Source organism: Pseudomonas sp. IC_126, from assembly GCF_004331835.1.
Lineage (GTDB): Bacteria > Pseudomonadota > Gammaproteobacteria > Pseudomonadales > Pseudomonadaceae > Stutzerimonas.
In genome coordinates, this window is sequence record NZ_SJSS01000002.1 from 208,948 (window position 1) to 231,231 (window position 22,284).

Annotated in this window: 23 protein-coding genes and 1 pseudogene; 16 read left to right on the top strand and 8 right to left on the bottom strand. The window is 59.1% G+C overall.

The window, feature by feature from the left end:
- Nucleotides 1-3: 3 nt before the first annotated feature.
- Together fmt and def are read right to left on the bottom strand one after the other, a co-directional pair.
- Nucleotides 4-933, bottom strand: coding sequence for a methionyl-tRNA formyltransferase (gene fmt / locus E0D86_RS06410; RefSeq protein ID WP_131649167.1), 930 nt, complete (start codon nucleotides 931-933; stop codon nucleotides 4-6).
- 55 nt (nucleotides 934-988) lie between these two features.
- On the bottom strand, nucleotides 989-1,495 hold the full coding sequence (gene def, locus E0D86_RS06415) for a peptide deformylase (protein ID WP_131649168.1): 507 nt from the start codon (nucleotides 1,493-1,495) through the stop codon (nucleotides 989-991).
- A 148-nt stretch (nucleotides 1,496-1,643) separates the two neighbouring features.
- Between def and E0D86_RS06420 the strand changes: the two genes are divergently transcribed.
- From E0D86_RS06420 to E0D86_RS06430, 3 genes are all read left to right on the top strand, one after another.
- Nucleotides 1,644-2,669 (top strand): LysM peptidoglycan-binding domain-containing protein, encoded by a 1,026-nt coding sequence (locus E0D86_RS06420; protein ID WP_131649169.1) that lies wholly within the window; start codon nucleotides 1,644-1,646, stop codon nucleotides 2,667-2,669.
- Nucleotides 2,670-2,753: 84 nt separating this feature from the next.
- A complete protein-coding gene (gene dprA / locus E0D86_RS06425) occupies nucleotides 2,754-3,845 on the top strand; it encodes a DNA-processing protein DprA (protein WP_131649170.1) in 1,092 nt (363 codons plus the stop codon).
- Between the two features lie 61 nt (nucleotides 3,846-3,906).
- On the top strand, nucleotides 3,907-4,464 hold the full coding sequence (locus tag E0D86_RS06430; protein WP_131649171.1) for an L-threonylcarbamoyladenylate synthase: 558 nt from the start codon (nucleotides 3,907-3,909) through the stop codon (nucleotides 4,462-4,464).
- Nucleotides 4,465-4,548: 84 nt separating this feature from the next.
- On the opposite strand, the gene E0D86_RS06435 is transcribed toward E0D86_RS06430, so the two are convergent.
- On the bottom strand, nucleotides 4,549-5,526 hold the full coding sequence (locus E0D86_RS06435; protein ID WP_131649172.1) for a quinone oxidoreductase: 978 nt from the start codon (nucleotides 5,524-5,526) through the stop codon (nucleotides 4,549-4,551).
- A gap of 120 nt (nucleotides 5,527-5,646) precedes the next feature.
- On the opposite strand from E0D86_RS06435, the gene hemF reads away from it, so the two are divergent.
- Entirely contained in the window at nucleotides 5,647-6,561 is a 915-nt protein-coding gene (gene hemF / locus E0D86_RS06440; protein WP_131649173.1) for an oxygen-dependent coproporphyrinogen oxidase, read from the top strand.
- Between the two features lie 38 nt (nucleotides 6,562-6,599).
- Nucleotides 6,600-7,418, top strand: coding sequence for a shikimate dehydrogenase (gene aroE / locus E0D86_RS06445; protein WP_131649174.1), 819 nt, complete (start codon nucleotides 6,600-6,602; stop codon nucleotides 7,416-7,418).
- A 203-nt stretch (nucleotides 7,419-7,621) separates the two neighbouring features.
- On the opposite strand, the gene E0D86_RS06450 is transcribed toward aroE, so the two are convergent.
- Complete coding sequence (locus tag E0D86_RS06450) at nucleotides 7,622-8,236, bottom strand: NAD(P)-dependent oxidoreductase (RefSeq protein ID WP_131649175.1); 615 nt, start codon at nucleotides 8,234-8,236, stop codon at nucleotides 7,622-7,624.
- Between the two features lie 19 nt (nucleotides 8,237-8,255).
- The gene (locus E0D86_RS06455; RefSeq protein WP_131649176.1) at nucleotides 8,256-8,564 is read right to left on the bottom strand and encodes a YqjD family protein; all 309 of its coding nucleotides are present in this window, start codon (nucleotides 8,562-8,564) and stop codon (nucleotides 8,256-8,258) included.
- 394 nt (nucleotides 8,565-8,958) lie between these two features.
- Here E0D86_RS06455 and pbpG point away from each other — a divergent pair, with 394 nt between their 5' ends.
- The 4 genes from pbpG (at nucleotide 8,959) to E0D86_RS06475 (ending at nucleotide 13,298) form a co-directional block, all read left to right on the top strand.
- Complete coding sequence (gene pbpG, locus E0D86_RS06460) at nucleotides 8,959-9,903, top strand: D-alanyl-D-alanine endopeptidase (protein WP_131649177.1); 945 nt, start codon at nucleotides 8,959-8,961, stop codon at nucleotides 9,901-9,903.
- Between the two features lie 213 nt (nucleotides 9,904-10,116).
- Nucleotides 10,117-12,186, top strand: a complete 2,070-nt coding sequence (treS, locus tag E0D86_RS06465) for a maltose alpha-D-glucosyltransferase (protein WP_131649178.1) — start codon at nucleotides 10,117-10,119, stop codon at nucleotides 12,184-12,186.
- Nucleotides 12,187-12,297: 111 nt separating this feature from the next.
- Nucleotides 12,298-12,921 carry a DUF4157 domain-containing protein gene (locus tag E0D86_RS06470; RefSeq protein WP_131649179.1) on the top strand — a complete coding sequence of 208 codons (624 nt, stop codon included), beginning with the start codon at nucleotides 12,298-12,300 and terminating at the stop codon, nucleotides 12,919-12,921.
- A 176-nt stretch (nucleotides 12,922-13,097) separates the two neighbouring features.
- Entirely contained in the window at nucleotides 13,098-13,298 is a 201-nt protein-coding gene (locus E0D86_RS06475; protein ID WP_131649180.1) for a DUF2934 domain-containing protein, read from the top strand.
- A gap of 356 nt (nucleotides 13,299-13,654) precedes the next feature.
- Here the strand turns inward: E0D86_RS06475 and E0D86_RS06480 are convergent, their stop codons facing one another.
- A complete protein-coding gene (locus E0D86_RS06480) occupies nucleotides 13,655-14,194 on the bottom strand; it encodes a DUF421 domain-containing protein (protein WP_131649181.1) in 540 nt (179 codons plus the stop codon).
- A gap of 236 nt (nucleotides 14,195-14,430) precedes the next feature.
- On the opposite strand from E0D86_RS06480, the pseudogene E0D86_RS21565 reads away from it, so the two are divergent.
- From E0D86_RS21565 to E0D86_RS06510, 7 genes and pseudogenes are all read left to right on the top strand, one after another.
- A pseudogene (locus E0D86_RS21565) lies at nucleotides 14,431-14,685 on the top strand (nuclease-related domain-containing protein); the annotation flags it as partial.
- Between the two features lie 337 nt (nucleotides 14,686-15,022).
- Nucleotides 15,023-16,315: a DEAD/DEAH box helicase gene (locus E0D86_RS06485; RefSeq protein ID WP_256681150.1), complete on the top strand. Its 1,293-nt coding sequence runs from the start codon at nucleotides 15,023-15,025 to the stop codon at nucleotides 16,313-16,315.
- Nucleotides 16,316-16,528: 213 nt separating this feature from the next.
- Nucleotides 16,529-17,053 carry a hypothetical protein gene (locus tag E0D86_RS06490; RefSeq protein ID WP_131649182.1) on the top strand — a complete coding sequence of 175 codons (525 nt, stop codon included), beginning with the start codon at nucleotides 16,529-16,531 and terminating at the stop codon, nucleotides 17,051-17,053.
- A gap of 86 nt (nucleotides 17,054-17,139) precedes the next feature.
- Nucleotides 17,140-18,399, top strand: a complete 1,260-nt coding sequence (locus tag E0D86_RS06495) for a hypothetical protein (protein WP_218568011.1) — start codon at nucleotides 17,140-17,142, stop codon at nucleotides 18,397-18,399.
- A gap of 132 nt (nucleotides 18,400-18,531) precedes the next feature.
- Entirely contained in the window at nucleotides 18,532-18,942 is a 411-nt protein-coding gene (locus tag E0D86_RS06500) for a hypothetical protein (RefSeq protein WP_131649183.1), read from the top strand.
- On the top strand, nucleotides 18,942-19,391 hold the full coding sequence (locus E0D86_RS06505) for a hypothetical protein (protein WP_131649184.1): 450 nt from the start codon (nucleotides 18,942-18,944) through the stop codon (nucleotides 19,389-19,391). Before E0D86_RS06500 ends, E0D86_RS06505 begins: the two co-directional genes overlap by 1 nt.
- A gap of 92 nt (nucleotides 19,392-19,483) precedes the next feature.
- Nucleotides 19,484-20,245, top strand: coding sequence for an FRG domain-containing protein (locus tag E0D86_RS06510; protein WP_131649185.1), 762 nt, complete (start codon nucleotides 19,484-19,486; stop codon nucleotides 20,243-20,245).
- Nucleotides 20,246-20,911: 666 nt separating this feature from the next.
- Here the strand turns inward: E0D86_RS06510 and E0D86_RS06515 are convergent.
- On the bottom strand, nucleotides 20,912-21,322 hold the full coding sequence (locus E0D86_RS06515; protein WP_131649186.1) for a hypothetical protein: 411 nt from the start codon (nucleotides 21,320-21,322) through the stop codon (nucleotides 20,912-20,914).
- A 1-nt stretch (nucleotide 21,323) separates the two neighbouring features.
- A complete protein-coding gene (locus tag E0D86_RS06520) occupies nucleotides 21,324-22,280 on the bottom strand; it encodes a DUF6402 family protein (protein WP_131649187.1) in 957 nt (318 codons plus the stop codon).
- Between the last annotated feature and the right edge of the window lie 4 nt (nucleotides 22,281-22,284).

Here is a 22,284-nt window from a genome sequence, read left to right on the forward strand (position 1 = left end):
ACATTATTCGAACACCTTGCCCGGCGCGAATTGCTCACGCCGGCTGTTGTACAGATCGCTGAAACCAAGCGGCTTGCCGCCTGGTAGTTGCAGACGCGTAATCAACAACGAGCCTGCACCGCACGCGACCTGCAGACCGTCCTTGCCGGCACCGATGATCTGGCCCGGCTCACCCTGCCCGTCCGCCAGACGTGCGGCGTGAATCTTCACGGCGGCTTCGTCCAGGCTGCTGTGACAGATCGGCCAGGGATGGAAGGCGCGGATCAGACGTTCCAGCTCGACGGCCGGGCGGCTCCAGTCGAGGCGCGCTTCATCCTTGTTCAGCTTGTGCGCATAAGTCGCCAGGCTGTCGTCCTGCACTTCGCCTTTCAGCGAGCCGGCTTCCAGCGCCGTGACCCCTTCGACCACTGCGCGCGAGCCGAGCTCGGCAAGGCGGTCATGGAGGCTGCCGCCGGTGTCGTCAGCTGTGATCGGTGTGCTGACCTTGAGCAGCATCGGACCGGTATCCAGACCGGCTTCCATCTGCATCACCGTGACCCCGGATTCGGCATCGCCGGCCTCGAGGGCGCGCTGAATCGGCGCCGCACCTCGCCAGCGTGGCAGCAACGAGGCATGGCTGTTGATACAACCCAGGCGCGGCATATCCAGCACCGCCTGCGGCAGGATCAAGCCATAGGCGACCACCACCATCAGGTCGGCCTGCAGTCCCGCCAGTTCCGCTTGAGCTGCCGGGTCGCGCAGAGTCTGCGGCTGATATACGGCAATGCCGTGCTGCAGCGCGAGCTGCTTGACCGGGCTGGGCATCAGCTTCTGCCCGCGACCTGCAGGCCGATCCGGCTGGGTGTAAACCGCCACCACTTGCCTATTGGCGTCGAGCAGAGCCTGCAGGTGCTGGGCGGCGAATTCCGGCGTTCCGGCAAAAACGATGCGCATCTAAAACACTCGTCAATAAAAAAGGCTTGCTGCCGCAAGCCTTTGGTGTCGGGAATCAAGCCTGCTGACGGTGGATCTTTTCCAGCTTCTTCTTGATCCGGTCGCGCTTGAGATTGGATAGATAGTCGACGAACAACTTGCCGTTGAGGTGATCGCACTCGTGCTGGATGCACACTGCGAGCAGGCCTTCAGCGATCAGTTCGTAGGGTTGGCCGTCGCGGTCCAGCGCCTTGACCTTGACCTTCTGCGGGCGGTCGACGTTCTCGTAGAAACCCGGCACGGACAGGCAACCTTCCTGGTATTGCTCCATCTCGTCGGTGAGGAACTCGAACTCGGGGTTGATGAAAACCCGCGGCTCGGATTTGTCCTCGGACAGGTCCATGACCACCACACGTTTGTGTACGTTGACCTGCGTCGCCGCCAGGCCAATGCCGGGCGCGGCGTACATGGTCTCGAACATGTCGTCGATCAGCTGACGAATGCCGTCGTCGACCACGTCCACCGGTTTGGCGATGGTGCGCAGGCGTGGATCGGGAAACTCAAGGATGTTCAGGATTGCCATATGCGTTTGTGATGCACTTATGGAATAAAGTGAAAAGCCGCTGCTAAGATGCCGGGCAGCTTGTAAACGGCTTAACGCCGCTTTCCACAAGGGTTTCTGCGGCGCTAGGGCGCTTTACGTGAAGGCACATCATAAAGGGATTCACCACATGAGGAAATCACTACTCGCCCTGCTGCTGGTGGCGGTTGGCGGCATGGCGCAGGCCGCTGTGCAGCTCAAGGATAATCATCCGGAGCAGTACACCGTAGTGAAAGGCGACACCCTCTGGGATATTTCCGGTCGCTTCCTCAGCGAACCCTGGAAATGGCCGGAACTCTGGCATGCCAATCCCCAGGTGGAAAATCCGCATCTGATCTATCCCGGCGACAGCCTGAGCCTGGTTTACATCGACGGCCAGCCCCGCATCATGCTCAACCGCGGCGCATCGCGTGGGACCATCAAGCTCTCCCCCACCGTACGCACGACACCCATGGCTGAAGCCATCAGCACCATCCCGCTGGAAGCCATCAACAGTTTTCTGTTGAGCAACCGCATCGTCGATAGCGCTGCCGAATTCGAGGCCGCGCCCTATATCGTCGCCGGCAACGCCGAACGCGTCATCAGCGGTTCCGGCGACCGCGTCTACGGGCGTGGCGAGTTCCAGGACGATATCGCCATCTACGGCATCTTCCGTCAGGGCAAGACCTATGCGGATCCTGACACCGGTGAGTTCCTTGGCATCAATGCCGACGACGTCGGCACCGCCGAACGTATCGACATGGAAGGTGACATCGCGACCATGATGCTCACGCGTGTCACCCAGGAGGCACGCATCGGCGACCGCATGTTCCCCAGCGAAGAGCGCGCGGTGAACTCGACCTTCATGCCGAGCGAGCCGGAAGAAGAAGTCAACGGCGTGATTCTCGACGTGCCGCGCGGCGTGACGCAGATCGGTCAGTTCGATGTGGTCACCCTGAACAAGGGCGCGCGTGACGGCTTGAGCATCGGCAACGTACTGGCGGTATACAAGACCGGCGAAACCGTCCGCGATCGGGTTACCGGCGAAAACGTCAAGATTCCGGATGAGCGCTCGGGCCTGCTGATGGTCTTCCGCACTTACGACAAGCTCAGCTACGGTCTGGTGCTGCAAGCGACCCGCTCGCTGTCGGTGATGGACAAGGTCCGTAATCCCTGAGATTCCGGAGCCCCGCCGATGCGGGGCTTTTTTCTGCTGATCGACACCGTATGGATGCGGTGCGCCAAGACAAGGAATGTTTACGTGCCTGCGATTTCCCCTGCCGAACTCGAAGCCCGCCTACGCCTGCATCTGCTCCCGGAGCTCGGCCCACGGCGCCTGCAAAAACTGCTCAGCGCTTTTCCCGACGCCTCTTCCGCGCTCAGTGCACCGGCAACCGCCTGGCGTGCCCTGGGCTTGCCGGCCAGCTGTGCCGAACCCAGGCGCAGCCCGGCGATACGCGAGCGAGCCGCTGCGGCCCTGAATTGGCTTGAGCAGCCAGGCCATCAGCTGCTGATGTGGGACGATCCCGCCTACCCTGCGCTGCTGGCAGAACTGCCGGACGCACCGCCGCTGTTGTTCGTCGACGGCGACCCAAGTCTGCTGGAGCGCCCGCAACTGGCGATGGTCGGCAGCCGCCGCGCTTCGCGTCCCGGGCTGGATAACGCCACGGCGTTTGCCCGAAGTCTGGCGAACGGCGGGTTCGTGATCACCAGCGGCCTGGCGCTCGGCATCGATGGCGCGGCGCACCAGGGCGCGCTGGATGTCGGCGGCAAGACCGTGGCGGTGCTGGGTACCGGCCTGCAGCATCTCTATCCGCGCCGCCACATCGGTCTCGCCGCGCGCATCGTCGAAGCGGGCGGCGCGCTGGTTTCCGAATTGCCGCTGGACTGCGCTCCCCACGCCTCCAATTTTCCGCGTCGCAATCGAATCATCAGCGGACTGTCCCTGGGTGTCTTGGTGGTCGAGGCCAGCCCCTCCAGCGGCTCGCTGATAACCGCCCGGCTCGCGGCCGAGCAGGGGCGCGAGGTCTATGCCATCCCCGGCTCGATTCACCATCCAGGCGCCCGCGGCTGCCATCAGCTGATCCGCCAGGGCGCGGCGTTGGTGGAAAGCGTCGACGACATCCTTCAGGCACTCCGGGGCTGGCAGCAGACGGTCCCTAACAGCCGGTCGCAACCCGATCGACCGGCTCATCCCCTGCTCGATCAGCTACACGCCGCGCCGATGACCAGCGAGACCCTGGCCGGTGCGGTCGTGCAACCGTTGGCACAGGTTCTGGCGGAACTGACCGAGCTAGAAATCGAAGGGCTGGTCGCCTGCGAAAACGGTTTCTGGATCGCGCGAGTCGGCTGAGTGCAGCTGTTTCGCCACATGCGCTTGGGTACACTGCGCGGATCAAGCAGCGGAGGTGGTGATGGTCGGTAACTGGCGTGTGCAGCAGGCGGCTCGGGCGGTCAGAAACGGCGGTGTCATCGCCTATCCGACCGAAGCCGTTTGGGGGCTGGGTTGCGATCCCTGGAATAGCGATGCGGTGCACCGGTTGCTGGCGCTGAAGGATCGTCCGGTGGAGAAGGGTTTGATTCTGGTGGCTGACCGCATCGAGCAGTTCAATTTTCTATTGGAAGACCTGCCCGAGCGCTGGCTGGATCGCCTGGCGGGCAGTTGGCCGGGACCCAATACCTGGCTGATCCCGCACCAGCAGCGCCTACCCGAGTGGATTACCGGCAAACATGACAGCGTGGCCTTGCGCGTTAGCGATCATCCACTGGTCGCGCGGCTTTGCGAGCTGACGGGTCCGCTGGTGTCCACCTCGGCAAATCCCGCAGGCCGCCCATCGGCCCGTACACGCTTGCGCGTCGAGCAGTATTTTCCGCGCCAGCTCGACGCAGTGCTCGGTGGCCGCCTGGGCGGGCGACGCAATCCCAGCACCATCCGGGATGTACGTAGCGGAGAAGTCATACGGGCGAGTTAGGTTAGAGGATTCGGCAGAGCCGTAGGGCCGAACTTGTTCGGCCTTCCATCCGCAGCCGAATGAATTCGGCCCTGCAGACTACGGCTACGGCAACAGAATCGTCGACCCCGTGGTGCGTCCCTCGGCCAGCAGCCGCTGCGCTTCGGCCGCTTCACTGAGCGCAAAGCGCTGGCCGATCTCCACCTTGATCTTGCCGCTGGCGATCATTTCGAACAGCTCGGCCGCCATTGCCTGCAACCGTGGCGCCGTGTCCGCGTAGCCGGCCAGGATCGGTCGGGTAACGAACAGCGAGCCCTTCTGCGCCAGCACGCCGAGGTTGACGCCAGTCACCGCGCCCGAGGCATTGCCGAAGCTGACCAGCAGCCCGCGCGGCGCGACGCAATCGAGCGAAACTTCCCAGCTGCTCTTGCCCACCGAGTCGTAGACCACCGGACATTTCTGGCCATCGGTCAGCTCCATGACTCGCTGCACCACGTCCTCGCGGGTGCGGTCGATGGTGGCCCAGGCGCCCAGCGCCTTGGCGCGTTCGGCCTTTTCCGCCGAACCGACCACGCCGATCAGCCGTGCGCCCAATGCGTTCGCCCACTGACAGGCAATCGAGCCGACGCCACCGGCCGCCGCGTGGAACAGAATGGTTTCGCCTGCCTGCAGCGGATGCACCTGACGCAGCAGATATTGCGTGGTCAGGCCCTTGAGCATTACCGCGGCCGCCTGCTCGAAGCTGATCGCTTCCGGTAAGTTCACCAGATGCCGCGCCGGCAGCACGTGATGCTCGCCGTAGGCACCCAAAGGACCGGTGGCGTAGGCGACGCGATCACCAACCTGCCATTGATCGACACCCTCGCCCACCGCCTCGATCACCCCTGCACCTTCGGTTCCCAGCCCCGAGGGCAGGCTCGGCGGCGCGTACAGGCCGCTGCGGAAATAGGTGTCGATGAAATTCAGGCCGATAGCGTGGTTGCGCACGCGAACCTCACCGGCGGCGGGGACGGGAACCTCGACCTTGACCTGTACGAGAACCTCGGGACCACCGTGCTGGCTGAACTGGATACGCTGCGACATGAAAGTCTCCTGGCGGGCATAAAGGAGGCTATCCAACCCCTCCGGCGGGCTTTCGTCAACCGGGCGGATGGTATGCTTGCTCGCCTCATCGCACTGCCCTCCTCTTGCCAAGGTGATCTCGTGAACGACCGAACCGAAGCCGTCAAAGCCTACCTGCTCGATCTGCAGGATCGTATCTGCACCGCGCTGGAAGCCGAAGACGGCGGCGCGCGCTTCGTCGAGGACGCCTGGACCCGCCCGGCCGGCGGCGGTGGACGGACGCGAGTGATCGAGAGCGGCGCACTGGTCGAAAAAGGTGGGGTGAATTTCTCCCACGTGCACGGCGCCGGCCTGCCACCCTCGGCCAGTGCCCATCGGCCCGAGCTGGCCGGGCGTGGCTTCGAGGCACTGGGCGTGTCGCTGGTGATTCACCCGAACAACCCCTACGTACCGACCTCCCACGCCAACGTGCGCTTCTTCATCGCCGAGAAGGACGGCGAAGAACCTGTCTGGTGGTTCGGCGGTGGCTTCGACCTGACGCCGTACTACGGCTTCGATGAAGACTGCGTGCACTGGCACCGGGTCGCCCGTGACGCCTGCGCGCCCTTTGGCGCCGATGTCTATCCGCGCTACAAGGAGTGGTGCGACCGCTACTTCCACATCAAGCACCGCAACGAGCCGCGCGGCGTCGGCGGGTTGTTCTTCGACGACCTCAACCAGTGGGATTTCGACACCAGCTTTGCCTTCATGCGCGCCGTCGGCGATGCCTACCTGGACGCCTACCTGCCCATCGTGCGCAAGCGCAAGGCCACGCCCTTCGGTGAACGCGAACGTGAATTCCAGTTGCTGCGGCGCGGCCGCTACGTGGAATACAACCTGGTCTATGACCGCGGTACGCTGTTCGGCCTGCAATCGGGCGGGCGCACCGAGTCCATCCTTATGTCGCTGCCGCCGCAGGTCGCCTGGGGCTACGACAAGCACCCCGAGCCCGGCACGCCGGAAGCGCGGTTGACCGAATACTTTCTACAGGACCGCGACTGGCTCGCCGACGCCTGATTTTCTTGAGCTTGTCACTCGCAGTTTGGAGCTTATTCATGGACCGCTATGGCGTATTCGGCAACCCCATCGGCCACAGCAAGTCGCCGCAGATTCATGGCCTGTTCGCCGAGCAGACGGGTCAGTCGCTCAGCTACGAGCCCCTGCTGGCGCCGCTGGACAATTTCGCTGGCTATGCCCGTCAGTTCTTCACCGATGGCCGGGGCGCCAACGTCACCGTACCCTTCAAAGAAGACGCTTATCGACTGGCCGATCAACTGACCGAACGCGCACGTCGCGCTGGTGCGGTGAATACGTTGCTGAAACTCGAAGTCGGCCGGCTGCTGGGCGACAACACCGACGGCATCGGTCTGGTCCGCGATCTGCTGGATAACGCTGGCATCGCTCTGCAAAACAAACGCATCCTGCTGCTGGGCGCTGGCGGCGCGGTGCGTGGCGTGCTCGAACCGCTGCTGGCTCAGCGTCCCGGCGCACTGGTGATCGCCAATCGCACCCTGGCGAAGGCCGAGCGGCTGGTCACGGAGTTCGCCGAGTTGGGGCCGATTAGCGCGAGCGCCTTCGAGCAGTTGGACGGCCGCTTCGATGTGATCATCAATGGCACCTCGGCCAGTCTCGGTGGCGAACTGCCGCCGCTGGCCGATGAGCTGATCGGGCCTGGTGAAACCTTCTGCTACGACATGATGTACGGCGCCAAACCCACACCCTTTTGTGAATGGGCCGCAGCACGCGGCGCGGTCACTCGCGATGGGTTGGGCATGCTGGTCGAACAGGCTGCGGCGGCCTTCGAGCTATGGCGTGGTGTGCGCCCGGAGTCGGCGCCGGTGCTGGCTGAACTGCGCCGCCAGCTCGCGGCCTGACGGTGCGCACCAATCTGTAGGAGGCGCGCCTCGCGGCGAATCCGGAACGTGCACCAACACAAGAGCAAAAGCTTCGCCCCGAGGCTGGGCCTCCTATTAAAAGCAACTTGCCCGAGCCCCGCGGCAAATGCACGCCAATGGAACGACACGACTTCAGGTAAGCGCTCCGAGAGCCGTCACCGCTTCAGGAAACAGGCTTCAGATTAGATACGAAAGCGGATTTCCTGACGCACATGCTGCGGGTTTTCCAGCTCGTCGACCATGCCTGCAGCGATGCGTCGTAGCCGCACGCGACGGTCTTCGGCGTCCATCCCTTCGAGATTGGTGAAGTCTTCGATCGACAAATCCTCACCCGCGCTGTCGGCATCCACCAGGGTCCATTTCAGCGAATGCTCGGCGGCGAGTATTTGCAAGGCGGCCGTGACTTCTGGCTCATCGGCATGGGCGGTAAAGTCGGCCACCAGCAGCAGGCGTTCGACGCCCACCTCACGTAGCCCTGACAGCAACGTCTCCACCGCCTGATACAGATCCTGCGGCTGCCCCACGACGGCGGCGCCTGGAGCGGTGGGAACCGAGGGGCTGTCGAACAAGCAGATCACCCCATGCATGCCGGCGACACTGCGCGCCGCGCTGGCAGCATCGAACAGGTCGCCGGGCTTGGCCCGCAGTCCGGGACGAGCGGTCATCGAGTTGAGGTCGTTGACCAGCGCCACGGCTTCATGCTGTCGGCTCAGCAGCTCGCACAACAAGGCGTTGCCCAGGCTGGAGTGCGCCCCGTACAGGGCGAACTTGAGGCGCGGCGTCTCGGCGTTGAGCATGAGCGGATGCCCTCTACGACTAGCGACGTGTGGCCAGATAGCCGATCAGCGCCACTGCACCGGCGGCCAGCGCCAGGGTGCTGAGCGGATGTTCACGTACGCAATCCTTGGCCAGGCGGCTGGCTTCGCGGCCTCGCTTGGACAGATCACGATAGTGCGCGTCCAGATCGGCGTCGTGCCACAGCGACTCGGCACGCGAACGCAGGGAATCGAAGCGATGCCGTGAACCACGGGTCGCGTCGTGCTTGAGCTCGTCGAGGGCGGTCATGAGGTTGTGGATTTCACGCTCGATTTCGTCGCGTGTGGTGGGCTTGCTGAAGCGGGACATAATCGGTCCTCCCCGTTTGAATGTGCTGTTTGGACCCCATGGCCGGGCGAAGGTGCACCCTCCCGGCGACGTCCTGGTAGGTAGCGGACCAGCAGCATCCGCGCGGGTTCCCGTCCGTCGGGCTGATTGGTTGGCTGTGCCACGCTGCCGATAGCGAGGGAAGCGCCCACCCGACTCCAAGCGAGGCTCGCAATGTTCTTCTACACTCAGCAGCGCTGCGTTGAGCATCGCCAAATGCCAGCAGTAACAAGCGCAGCGGTATGCGCGCAAACTGATGGTAACGGTGCCGAACGTGCAGAAATATAAGACCCGGTTCGGGTTTATCTATAAAATGCGCGCCGCGTCTGTCGGCCTCGGCGCGTCTCTCTTCAACGCCAATTCATCGGTGTCTATTTTGAAATTTCGTCAATCCATTCTGGGTCTGCTGCTGGCTTGCGGCAGCGTCATCGTGTCTCCAGCGGTCAGCGCTGCCCCACAATCGACCGTGCAACAAGAGCTGGCCTCCAGCAGTGCCCTGCTGATCGATCTCAACAGCAACGAAGTGCTCTATTCGAGCAATCCCGACTGGGTAGTGCCCATCGCTTCGGTGACCAAACTGATGACGGCTATGGTCGTGCTCGATGCCAAGCTGCCTCTCGATCAGCGACTGCCCGTCACCATCCGCGATGCGCAGGAAATGCAAGGCGTGTTCTCGCGGGTGCGTATCGGCAGCGAGATCAGCCGCCGCGAGATGCTACTGTTGACCCTGATGTCCTCGGAGAATCGCGCTGCCGCGAGCTTGGCGCATCACTATCCGGGCGGTTACGCAGCGTTCATCCAGGCCATGAACGCTAAGGCGCTGGCGCTGGGCATGACCCACACGCGCTATGTCGAACCCACCGGCCTGTCCGAGCAGAACGTCTCCAGCGCCAATGATCTGGTCAAGCTGCTCAAGGCCAGCCAGGGCTATCCGCTGATCGAGCAGTTCAGCACCACCGGCGAAAAGACCGTCGCTTTCCACAAGCCCAACTACACCCTCGGTTTTCGTAACACCAACGCGCTGGTGCGCAAACCCGACTGGAGCATTCAGCTGACCAAGACCGGCTTCACCAACGCCGCTGGACACTGCTTGGTAATGCGCACCGTCATGGATCAACGCGAAGTGGCCTTCGTCGTGCTCGATGCGTTCGGCAAGTACACCCACATGGCCGATGCCAGTCGTCTGAAGAAATGGCTGGAGACCGGCAAGGTCACACCGGTGGCGCCTGCCGCACTGGCTTACAAGCAGCAAAAGCAGGCTGCGCGCCAACTGGCCGGGCAACCTGGCGATGCGGCGGCGGCGGTAGCCGGCGCGCGTTGAAGCGCCGCATCAGAAGGCGCTCGTAGAAGCGAATTGCCTTGCAAGCCGGGCGGCACGGCGCGGTGTTTGGCGAGCAAGCTCGCTTCTACGACGAACTTATACGCCGCGTGTCCGTCCTTTAGCGCATCGATACATCGTGCAATGCAACGATGCCGGTGCGTCCGACTCAAACGACTACATCGTCCCTCAGCGCACCGGGAAACGAACGTCGCTATGAGCACACCAGACAGCAGCTACATCGAATGGCTGGAAAGCCAATCCATGCTTCGTACAGCCCGCGAGCGGGCCCGCCTCTATGCCGGACAGGCCCGACTCTGGCAGCGCCCCTACGCGCAGGCGCGGCCGCGCGATGCCAGCGCGATTTCCTCGGTATGGTTCACCGCCTACCCTGCCGCCATCATCACGCCGGAAGGCGGCTCGGTGCTGCAGGCGCTGGGCGACGACCGCCTTTGGAGCGCCCTGTCCGAACTCGGCGTGCAGGGCATTCACAACGGCCCGATGAAGCGCTCCGGCGGACTGCGCGGGCGTGACTTCACCCCGACCATCGACGGCAACTTCGACCGCATCAGCTTCGATATCGACCCCAACCTCGGCACCGAGGCGGAAATGCTGCAGCTCAGCCGCATGGCCGCCGCGCACAACGCCATCGTTATCGACGACATCGTCCCGGCGCACACCGGCAAGGGCGCTGATTTCCGCCTGGCCGAGATGGCCTACGGTGACTATCCGGGCCTGTACCACATGGTCGAGATCAACGAGGAAGACTGGCCTTTGCTGCCTGAGGTGCCCAAAGGGCGCGACTCGGTCAATCTCGCACCGCCGGTGGTCGATCAGCTCAAGGACAAGCACTACATCGTCGGCCAATTGCAGCGGGTGATCTTCTTTGAACCGGGGATCAAGGACACCGACTGGAGCGCCACCGGCATCGTCACCGGCGTAGACGGCAAGCGCCGCCGCTGGGTGTACCTGCACTACTTCAAGGAAGGCCAGCCGTCGCTGAATTGGCTGGACCCGACCTTTGCCGCCCAGCAGCTGATCATCGGCGATGCCCTGCATGCCATCGACGTGTCCGGTGCGCGCGTGCTGCGCCTGGATGCCAACGGCTTTCTCGGCGTCGAGCGCCGCGCCGAAGGCACCGCCTGGTCGGAGAGCCACCCATTGTCGGTCACCGGCAACCAGCTGATCGCGAGCACCATCCGCAAGGCCGGCGGCTTCAGCTTCCAGGAGCTGAACCTGACCATCGACGATATCGCCAGCATGTCCCACGGCGGCGCCGACCTGTCCTATGACTTCATCACCCGCCCCGCCTATCACCACGCGTTGCTGACCGGCGACACTGAGTTCCTGCGGCTGATGCTGCGCGAGGTCCACGCCTTCGGCATCGACCCGGCCTCGCTGATCCACGCGATGCAGAACCACGACGAGCTGACCCTGGAGCTGGTGCACTTCTGGACGTTGCACGCCTACGACCATTACCACTACCACGGCCAGACCTTGCCGGGCGGCATCCTGCGTGAGCACATCCGCGAAGAAATGTACGAACGCCTGACCGGCGAACATGCGCCCTACAACCTCAAGTTCGTCACCAATGGCGTGTCCTGCACAACCGTGAGCGTAATCACCGCCGCGCTGGGCATTCGCGACCTGAATACCATCGGCGCCGCCGAGATCGAGCAGATCCAGCGGCTGCATATCCTGCTGGTGATGTTCAACGCCATGCAGCCCGGCGTGTTCGCCCTCTCCGGCTGGGACCTGGTCGGCGCCCTGCCGCTGGAAGCCGAGCAGGTTGCACACCTGATGGGCGACGGCGATACCCGCTGGCTGCATCGCGGCGCGTACGACCTGGCCGACCTCGCACCTGAGGCCGAAACTTCCACTGAAGGCCTGCCCAAGGCGCGCTCGCTCTACGGCAGCCTGGTCGAACAGTTGCAGCGCCCAGGCTCCTTCGCCTGTCAGCTCAAGCATATCCTCAGTGTCCGTCGCGCCTATGACATAGCCGCGAGCAAGCAGATCATGATTCCCGACGTCCAGACACCGGGGCTGCTGGTCATGGTGCATGAACTGCCGGCTGGCAAGGGCGTACAGATCACCGCACTGAATTTCAGCGCCGAGCCGATCAGCGAAACCCTCTGCCTGCCCGGCATCGCACCCGGCCCGGTGGTGGACATCATCCATGAGCGGGTCGAGGGCGACCTGACCGACAACTGCGAAGTGACCCTCAACCTCGATCCCTATGAAGGGCTGGCGTTGCGCGTGGTGAGTGCGGCTTCGTCGGTGCTTTAACGGAGGGTGACGGCGTAACTGGCCCTTCGCCGCGCTGAACGGCGCGGCTATAGTGCGCGCCGTCCGGCACCATTCGGTGCCGTCTGCATCTCTGATCCGAGAGCCATTCGCGTGCCGTTCACCACTGCCCTTCGGCTGTTCCGCCAAGTACTGCTTGGCGCTGCCTGCTTCTGTGCCACCGCAGCGTTCGCCCAGACCGCTTGCCCGCCTGGCGAACAACCTATCTGCCTTGGCGTTTGTGTCTGCCTACCCGGCTCGCCACGCGATACCGAGGCGCTTTACGAACAGGTGCAATGGCTGGCCGCCGCCGGGCTGGAGAGTTGGATACGCCAATCTCGCGACCAGCTGGCGCTGCAGGAGAGCCATCCGATACCGCTGCATATTCGCTCGCAGCTTGAGTTGCGCTTCGATCTTGCCGTGCTGGAAACGGCGCGTTACCGGGTGGGCGATTACGCCGTGCTCAATGCCGCCAATACTCTGCTGCAACACCCCGACGTCACCGCCGTGACGCTGATCGACATCATCGTCTTTCGCAACGAGGCGGATGCCCTCGATAACGTCGCGCTCTGGGCTCATGAGCTCAAGCACGTCGAGCAATATTTGCAATGGGGGGTCGGCGAATTCGCCCGGCGCTATACCCGCGACCATCGCAGCGTCGAACGCCCCGCCTATGCCCTGCAGGTCGAAATCGAACGAGAGCAGACGCCTGCTACTGCAACCGGCCCGCGCCAGTAATCAAGCGAAGCCGCACAACATTCGCCATAGACATCGGCGAACAGTCGGTTCGTCGGCTGCGCAAGGAATACCGGAACCATCTTCGCGTTACCCCTCTCTGCTGAACAGGTGGGTCGTCACGTCCAAGGCAGCGTTGCGGCCGATGCCGGCTTAATCCACACAGCGAGGTGAGCGAGATGAGCGACGAACAACGCATTCGTGAAAAGGCATACGAAATCTGGGAAGCCAAAGGCCGACCGGAAGGACAGGAAGGCGAACACTGGGCGCAAGCAAGAGACGAGATGGAGCCCTTCTACAAGGAAGGCGATGCCACGGCCGGCAGTGTAGAAAGCAGTGTCGCGATTCCTATGCCCAAGCCTTCAGACGAGCAAAAGTAGGCGCTACTTCCATGCGAGCCTGCACCAAGCGGGCTCGCATCCTGCCTAGCCGTACGTCTGATAACCCTAAAATAAGTAGTGATTGATCCGGGGCGATGCTTTGCCGGCCTCAACCGCATCGGTAACGTGGCGCGCAGGTGTCTGGAATTGCGCACGCGGATCACAAACAAGCCGCTCGGCTTAAGCCAAAAGCGGCTACCACGAGACGGGGTGTCCGGCCCGTCACCATGGAAGGTAAAGATGGCCCGCTTCTTCCCCATTCGGTCGCAATGCCAACCCCGTGGCGGCGCAACCGGACCGGCGTGGTCGCTGGGCATAGGCCTGTCGATCAGCCGCCGCGGAACCCTGCCACGGCCTTAAACGCCTTTTTCATTCGGCCCGGGCACATTCACCCCGTCCAGCGTGGAACGGCTTTCGCCCGCGCCATCGGTAATCACGCTAAAACTGCCATCGGTCTCCAGCACCACCGCCTCGATGCCATCCAGCGCGGCCAGCCCCTGACTGCGCGCGGCGGCACGCACCTCGTCCTCGGTCACCCGCGCCGCGCGCAAGGCGTCGCCGAGAAAGCGCCCGCGATAGAACAGCAGCGCCGGCTCACCTGTCACCGTACGCCGCACCCAAGCCACCCGCACGCTCGACCAGGTGACCACATACTGCAGCCCGATCAACAGCGCGAAGGCCAACACCCCCTCGGCCAACGACACATTGCGATTGAGCAGAATCGTCGCAAAGGTCGACCCCAGCGCCACCGTTACCACCAGATCGAACGCATTCATCTTCGACAACGTCCGCCGCCCCGACAGGCGCAACAACAGCACCAGGCTGATATAGGCCAGCACGCCGACTACCAGCGTGCGTATCAGAGTCGTTGCGCTACTGAAAAACATGCCTTCCACGATTACCTCCGCAAGTGAGTCGTGCAGGAGTGGACAGGGTTGGCGGGCGGAAAGTGCAAATGGCGCAAATGACCGCGCGTCAGGAGCCGGCGTGAAAAGTCGGGATTAATCCATCGTCTGCTTTACCCGTACGTAAGCAGTGGTTAATGTGCCATCACGCGCAGCAACTGCGCACTCGTTCACGGTTCCGCTGCGACGCTACGATCTGCACCGGTCCGCTACCAAGGAAGGTACAGATGGCGCGCTTCTTCCCCGTTCGGTCGCAATGTCAGTTCGACACGCCTGGCGAGCGGCGCTTTGCCGAGCGGCTGGAAAAGCTTTTGGAAGACGACTACCTCTGCTGGAGCAACGTCCCGGTCGGCCCCAAGGCCCGCTACCCTGACTTCGTCGTGCTGCACCCGCGTCGCGGCATCTTGGTGCTCGAGGTCAAGGACTGGAAGCTCGCCATCATCCAGAGCGCTACACACGGCAAGGTCACCCTGCACACCAGCAGCGGGCTGAAGACCGTTGCCAACCCGATGCTGCAGGCGCGCTCCTACGTCGTTGAAGTCGACATGGTGCTCAAGAAAGACCCACTGCTGCGCCAGAGCAAAAGCTCGCCGCGTCCGGGCGAGCTGATCATGCCGTGGGGCTGGGGCGTGGTGCTGACCAACATCACCCGCCGCCAGTTTGAACAGACGGACCTGCACGACGTGCTCGACCCGCAGCGCGTCATCTTTCAAGACGAAATGACCGAAACGGCCGACCCGGAAGCCTTCCAGCAGCGGCTGTGGAACATGTTCCCCCAACGTCTTCCCCTGCACCCTGACGCTCCCGCAGATCGACCGCGTGCGCTATCACCTCTACCCCGAGGTTCGCGTCAGCGCCCTGCCCGGCCAGTTCGGCTTGTTTGCCGATGGCGACGCGCCGATCCCAAGCCTCATCAAGGTGATGGACCTGCAGCAGGAACAACTTGCCCGCTCACTGGGCGAAGGGCATCGCGTTATCCACGGTGCGGCCGGCAGCGGCAAGACCATGATCCTCGGCTACCGCTGCGAACAGCTGGCCAAGGTTTCGCCCAAGCCGATTCTGGTGCTCTGCTACAACAAGTCCCTCGCCGGGCGGCTGCGCCAGGTACTGGAGGAGAAAGGTCTCGGCGAGAAGGTCAGCGTACGCAACTTCCATGCGTGGTGCTCCGACATGCTCACGGCCTATCAGGTGGACAAGCCCAGCCCTCGTCTACCAGTCGGCCAGAAGATGGAGCAGATGATTCAGTTCACCATTGACGGCGTCGACCGCGGCCAGATCCCGCGCGCGCAATACTCCGCCGTGCTGATCGACGAAGGCCATGACTTCGCACCCGAGTGGTTCAAGCTCGTTGTGCAGATGGTCGACCCGACCACCAACGCCCTGCTGGTGCTCTACGACGACGCCCAATCCATCTACCGCGGCAAAGGCAAGAAGACCGGGCTGGACTTCAGCTTCGCCAGCGTCGGCATCCAGGCGCAAGGCCGCACCACCATCCTCAAGCTCAACTACCGCAACACGCTGGAAGTGCTCTCGGTCGCCCGCGCCTTCGCCACCGAACTGCTCTCAGGCCGCGATGCAGGCGAAGACGGCGTTCCCATTATCGTCCCCGAAAGCGCCGGCCGCCGCGGCGCCTTCCCCGAGCTCATCCACTGCGAAGGCCACTGGCAGGAATGGGACTGCCTCGTCACCCGCATCCGCGACGAACAGGCCAACGGCCGCGTGCTCAACGATATGGCGATTATCTACCGCAACAACGCCCAGGCCGAATCCGCCGAGCGCGCCCTGACCCAAGCGGGCATCGCCTACGCCTCTGGCACCAGATCAAAGAGCCGAGGCGAACTCTACGGCAGCGAAGACAGCGTCAAGATCGTCAGCATGCACTCCAGCAAAGGCCTGGAGTTCGGGCTGGTGCTGATTCCAGGCCTAGGCGAAATGCCGAAGAAGGGCGAGGCCGAAGCGGATGAAGCGAGGTTGTTGTATGTGGCAATGACACGGGCGATTGACCGGTTGGTGATGACTTATTTGGAGCATTCGGATTTTACGAAGCGGGTGCAGGAGGCGATTGGTGGGGTGAGGGAGCGGGTTGAGTTGGTAAAGGAGGGTTGTGCGTGAGCCTGCGCCATCCAATAGCCCGTTGCGCTCATAGCATGTCCATGATGACTTACGGTCGATTAGAAGCAATGGGGCACAAACAGCAATACGGGTGCCGATATCGGTGCGTTGCCCGGAATAGACCTGCTCAACTTTTGAGCAACAGAACGTTATCCACCACGCCTGTCCGGTGTGTTACGCACCAATTAGCGTCTAATTATAGTTAGGGTATGTATGGAAACTACCGTTCTCAATGCAAGGCAAAAGCTGGACGAAGCATGCTTTTACTTGAAGCTAATGAATAAGATTGAGATTGGACGCAAGCCACTAACTGCCTGGCGCGAAGCAGAGCAAGAGTTTTCTTATTTGCTGAGTGCATTTCTTAATGCCTGCTACAGTTGCGGCGAGCACCTGAAGCAAAATAAAGACTCAATATCGAAAGTAAAAGAATTCAGAAAAAAACATCCTGAATTCTACGAATCCGGACCAGATGGTGGATGGCGTACAACCGCCGTCCACTACAAGCCAGTTAGGCCAGCGCATGATGGGTACTGTCCTCCACCTGGAAACAATATAATTTTTCGCTTTAGAGAAACTGAACCGTACATCCCGCCGAAGGCAGGAGAGCCTATTAACTTTAACTTTGGCCCCGGAAGCTTTTATTTCTCGACTGATAGCGCTCAAAACTCTATCTGTGATCTATGCGCACTACATATTGAAAAGCTTAAGAAGTTAATAGGGTTATGCGAGCAACCCTAACAAGTGGTTCAAATCGTTCGCTTTGCTCACTGGGACGGGCTAAAGCCCGCCCCTTAACCAAACGTTAGATACCTTGAGGAGGCTCGGTGGATTTCTTAAACAATAGAGAGATGGCTATTGCGTTATGGGTGGTAGCTATCGCTATCTATATTTTCTCGTCCAGCAAGATGAGAGATGTTAGGAAATCTGTTAGAAACTTACTTTCCGCCTTCTTTGCAAGGCAGATAATTTCAGTCCTGATACTGATGACCATCTACATGGGAGTGGTCGTCTATATGATGTGTGAGGCTGACCTATGGAATAGCGGACAAATAAAAAACACCATATTTTGGGCTGTAGCTGTTGGCTTCATGTCATTCTTTAAGCTGGAGTCAATCAAAAAAGATAAAAGCTTTTTCAAACACTCGGTCATTGACAGCCTAAAAATTCTCGCAATCATTCAGTTTGTCGTTAGTTTCTATGCTTTCCCATTGTGGGTCGAACTGCTATTAGTTCCTATATTGTCACTGACAGGTGGAATGTCTGCCATTGCAGAGACGGGCGAAAAATACAATCAAGTAAAGAAACTTCTTGATGGGCTAATGATATTTTTTGGCATAACGGTGATTGCATATACCGCCTACATGCTTATAACTAACTTCAACGAATTTGGTCAAGAAAGTACTGTATATGATTTTATCGTACCGCCGCTGCTAACTCTGTTTTATCTTCCTTTTATTTTTATGATGATGGTTTACTCGGCATACGAGCAAGCGTTCGTCAGGCTAATGTTCGCGATAAAAGAGAATAAGCTCAGGCTTACCGCGAAGATATATGCAATTTTGTTTTTTAATTTCCGCTTAGCTCTGCTTGAGCGCTGGCTGAACCACATATCTAGAGAAAAAATTTCTTCGCATAAAGATCTAATCAACTCATATAAGCATATCCGCAAGGTGACGAAACTCGAAAATAGCGTAAATGAAGTGCCCTTTGAAGAAGGGTGGTCACCATACATCGCAAAAGATTTCCTCTCTAACGAAGGCCTTGCAACCGGACATTACAACAAGCTATTCGACAATGAATGGCATGCTTCATCCCCAATGGTGGAGCTTGGAAGCGAATCTATTCCTGACAACATTGCTTATTATGTTGAGGGAATAGAAGGAATAGCAAAAATCTTAAAAATTAAACTCAACATTAACGACTCAAGCAGATCCTACTCTTCAAGGGAAATACTCTTAACACTCGCCGAAACGCTGATTCAAAAAAGCTTAAACATAAATATCACCGAATCCACAAAAAATGCTTGCTCGCCGGAAAACCGAACTGCGAGAGCTATGGCAGCAAGTCCGTATCTGTTGCTATAGATTTCTGGCACGGACACAAATTTAATGGGCATGACATAAAGCTTATCGTTTCCGGAATTTAACAATGCGCTCAGCTGCCGCTAGCTTAATCGTTAGAAATTTTAGGAACCTGATAAGAACCATGGAGAGAGAATGACAAAAATTGTGTATGAGAACGAAATCATTACGCACACCGTAATGACAGAAGATTTGCTCACTGGTGTCTCTATAGGAACTTTTCAGGCCGACTTCCCATTATGTGAAGCAGATTTCTTACGTCTAAAAGGCGCAGGATCTCCATTCGTGACGTGGTCGCTAAATATATTGTTTGCCACCATCGGGTACGCGATGAGCATTTTGCCAAAATGGATATCTGAGCTCGCAGACAAGCAAGAAAAAGTATCTCAGAGCGAGTGGTTGGTACTGGTGATCGGCCTAATCCTGTGCGCCATATTATACATCATCAGCAAGTCCGTACCTAACGAGAGAAGCGAACTATTAAATAGAATGGCTCAACATTTCAAATCCGCACCAAAGTCTCGCCAGTTCGTTAGGGGGCAATAATGATTACCAGCGAAAAGATCCCATCAGGCTACACCCCTTACCACAGCATCAATTTTTGCAGCAACGAAATCGTGGGCGGAGGTCATATATTTGCGATGGGAAAGGTGGTGCCTCTTCTGATTGGTACAGGTCCCAAACCAAAAATTTGGTTGCAAGCCATTACTTCGCCAAGCGACAAGAGTTTTATCACGATTGTTGACGAATCAATTGCAAAGCATCCATCCGTCAGGGTCACAGAGCAAGACGGTAAAGTAATTGTAATTATTCATGGGAAAACGGTTTTGGCAGTTGAAGCTATTTCCACTCAGAAGGCGATAGTGTCTGAGCTTGACTTACGGCCTATTGGCTTAAACGTATATGGTAACTCTTTAACACTCCACCTTGGTGGAATGCAGTTGAGTAATAATACCTTTTCGGGTGTGGGTACAGCCTTTGGTCTTGGCGAGTAATTAACCATTTCTAACAAGCGGTTCAAGCCGTTCGCTTCGCTCACTCGGGACCGGCTAAAGCCGGCCCCTTAACCAAAAGTTGATGAACAAGCATGGCCACCATCGAGCACGTCCACACAGATAACTGGCTAGAACTGACGCTACTAATTGATGATTACTTTACGCATTACAATGATTATATTTTTCGTGGCCAAGCAGACGCTGACTGGAAACTAGAACCAAGCATCACAAGAGCATTGAAGAATACCTATAAAAAGGCAGCCGAGCGTAATCAAGCAATAACCGCACACAAGAACCAATTTAAAGAAAACATTCGCGGCCGAGCAAATTTCAATCTTACAAGCGCATCGGACGATGAGATATGGTCATTAGGCCAACACTTTGGACTGCACACACCGCTACTTGATTGGACCCTCTCTCCATATGTAGCACTATTCTTTTCACTTTTTGGCCCATGCGACTCTGGCAAGAGAGTGCTGTGGGCAATATTAAGAGGCGATATCGAACGCATAAGAAAGAAAAAACCCCAAACACAAAGAAATGTTCGCATAGTAAATCCACTCACTCACTATAACGACCGTCTTGTAAGCCAGCGAGGCTTATTCCTTAACGTGCCAGTTAACGTAGATCTCGAAAAGTGGGTTGGAACCGGCGACGAGCAGGGCTGGGTAACCATGTACAAAATTACATTCCCCGACCGCATACGAAGTGATGCCTTATCTGCGCTAAACAACCGAAATATAAACCATCTATCACTTTTCCCAGACATCCACGGATCATCGCTGTATTCAAATTACATGCTTGAAATTGAGCCGTATCTTGAGCACGCTAGAAATAATCCACCTTGGGATTAGCCCTTTAACAAATCGCTCACTTTGTTCGCTGGGACGGGCTAAAGCCCGCCCCTTAGTTTAATCGTTAGGTAGCTTATACGTGCAATTCATTCGCACCACTAAAGCAACAGACTGGAAGCCGCCAACCCCTCAAACCTTGAGCGCTTCGCAAGAGCAATTCTTGGTTTTATCCCAAGGGCCAATCTGGCTATGTATCAAAACTTCATCTATTACATGAATGGCTAATACAGTGGGCGCAATGCAATATCAAAATGATAAAAAAGAACACTTTTTACACTCAACACCAAATGGGGCTGCACTTGGCTATACCATAGTCGCAACTTGGGTAAGATTCTGTATTGGTGTAATTCTGTTTGTAATTTATTGCGCTGTAAATATATAACAAGCTGTTCCAGGGGGACTGCTAACGGTTGGGTCGGTTTCGCTTCGCTACACATTTTAGGAAAAATTATCAGCCCTTAACAGGGCGTTAGGCTTCATGAAAAATTCACTTCTTAAAAAAGGGGACAGATTTATTTTCTGCGCCCGCTGCCTTATCCCGAACTCAGCGTCCAAGAGCGCGCCACCAGGAAGCTGGAATTGCGCGCAGACATGGCTATCCGGCTTGCCGCTCCGGCATCAAAACCAGCCATGTTGCGCTCAGCTTCAACTGCCCTCTCTTGGGCCTCAACCGTTCGGCACCACCTCGTAGGGCGTATTGCTGAAGAAGATGTTGCGCCAGTCCGGGCGCCATTGAGGGATGCTCAGGGTAAAGCCATGGGTGCGCTTGTCGAAGGTGATCCAGGTCACGCCCAGGCTTTGGCTGTCTTCGCTCGCTCGCATGTCCACTGAGCGCGTAGTAAAGAGCGGGCTGCGAAATGCCTTCGACCGATCCGCACGGTCGACGATGCGCAGATACGACAGGCCACCGCCAGGGGCCAGCAAGCCCTGTACCGGTACGCTTTCGATCAAATGGCCGCCTTGCGGGCTGACTTGCGAAACCGATGGCGGCGCGCTCAGCGCATCGTTAAGGCTCCAGCCAAAGAGCAGGGCGAGCGCGGCGAGAAGGCTGCATACAGCGAGAATGGCTTTGTTCATGTCAGCGTTTCGGCAGGGTGATGGCGGGGGTGCCAAGTGGCAAGGGTTCGCGTAGCAGATCGGAAAACACGCGGAAGTCTCCGCCTCGTTTGTATCTGGCCCGGTAATCGGCGAAATGATTGTTCAGCACAAGCATGTAGCGTTTGCTCTGCTCGTCTATGTAGCGCCTTTGGTTTTGCGCACTCATTTTGAACAACGACTGCTGCATGATGCCCCTGGAAACCGCATCGACGCCGGCATTGTGCGCCGTGGCCGCCAGCAGGCTGGGAGCGATGCCATCGAAGTTCCAGTAGCCCAGCGGCTGGCTGAACACCGAGCCGTCGTCGTTGAAGTCGTAATTGTCCTCGGCATAGAACAGCAATGTTCTCGGGCGAAACAGGATGCGATCTGCCTGTACCTCTACGTCGCCCTCGGCCGCCACCCGCAGGTTGAAGTCCGCCAGCGCTCCGCGCAGGTCGTTGAGACCTTCGCTGCCCCACTTGGAAAAGGTGATCGCGCGTGAATTGAAGTAGCCGAAGCGCTCCACCGCGCTCGCCAGGTTCGGGAAAACCAGGGGATAGCAGCCGAGCCCCTTGTCGCCATAGTCCCTGAGCAGATGCTTGCGAATTTCACCCATAGCGGCGGCGTTGTTCCAGCTTCTGCGCAGCTCGGCGAGAACCGGCTGGACCTTGTCGAAACTGGTCACCCAGCTCATCTTGACGATGCTTTCCTCGATGTACTGCGCCGGGGGCCACTCGGCGTGTTCCTTGACCCGCTGCGACATGCCGCCATTTTCCGTTGGCCAGGGTTGTCCCTGAAACCAGTGGCGCATCAGCGCGGCGGAAACCGGCCAATCGATGGCATCCATGGCTGCCGGAATGTCGGTGATCTTGAATAGCCTGGCCTGAACGGGAGTGCCTTGCCTATTACTCGCAGGGCTCAGGTTCGATTGTGCGACGACTGGCTCCGTGCTCGACATGCTG